At 57.6% G+C, this 1,053-nt stretch carries 1 pseudogene; it reads right to left on the bottom strand.

Annotated elements, in window-relative coordinates:
• Positions 1-39 precede the first annotated feature (39 nt).
• Positions 40-1,053: pseudogene (locus FB597_RS20040) on the bottom strand (IS3 family transposase); the annotation flags it as partial.

Raw genomic sequence — 1,053 nt, 5'->3', positions numbered from 1 at the left:
TGACCGGCCTGAAACAACTGGTCCAGACTTAAAGTTAGTCTAAGCGGCAAGCCGCAGTGGTGCTGGGGTTGTTGCCGGCAGCGTAGCCTGCGGTGCCGGCGGTCGGTATTTCAGTGAGCTATGCGGCCGAACGGTATTGTACTGATGACGCCATCGCTCGATGATGACCTGAGCTTCTCGGAGGGTGTAAAAGATTTCTCCGTTGAGCAGTTCGTCGCGGAATTTGCCGTTGAAGGACTCGCAGTATCCGTTCTCCCATGGACTTCCTGGCTCGATATACAGCGTCTTTGAACCGACCGATGCAAGCCAGCGCCGAAGGTTCTTGGCGACCATTTCCGGCCCATTGTCAGAGCGTAGATATGCCGGAACACCGTAGGCCACCATGGCCTCAGCCAGGATATCGATGACGTCATTACTGCGAATTTGCCTGGCCACGTGCAGCACGAGGCAGCGACGGGTGAACTCATCGATGAGAACCAGGATTTTAAGGACACGTCCATCGTGGGTTCTCTCCATGACGAAGTCCCAGCTCCAGACATGATTGGCATATTCCGGCCGCATTCGGATACAACTGCCGTCGGCCAGCCACAACCGACCTCTCTTGGGCTGTTTCACTGGCACCTTCAAGCCTTCTAGTTTCCAGATACGTTCTACCCGAGAGCGACTCAGCTCCCAGCCCTGAGCCTCCAGCATAGCGTGGATGCGCCGATAACCATACCGCCCATATTGGCAGGCCAATTCAATGATGGCACCAGTCAATGGCGCCTCATCGGCGCGCGGCTGGGCAGCATAACGAATCGAGGAACGGGAGAGATGGAGCGCCCGGCAGATACGCCGTTCAGCGTGGCCCAAGCTCGTTCTGACATGGGCCACGGCCTGGCGGCGACGTGCCGGGCTCAGAAGTTTCCCCGGCTCACCTCGCGCAATATCTGGTTATCGATGACGGCATCCGACAGCGCTCGGCGCAAGCGTGCATTCTCTTGTTCCAGTTCCTTCAGTCGCTTGGCCTGGTCAATCTTCAGGCCGCCATACTCCTTGCGCCAACGGAAGTAG

This window comes from Herbaspirillum sp. SJZ099, assembly GCF_007828355.1.
Lineage (GTDB): Bacteria > Pseudomonadota > Gammaproteobacteria > Burkholderiales > Burkholderiaceae_D > Herbaspirillum.
The sequence above is the reverse complement of the archived record's forward strand: the minus strand, read 5'-3'. Positions and strand labels throughout refer to the sequence as shown.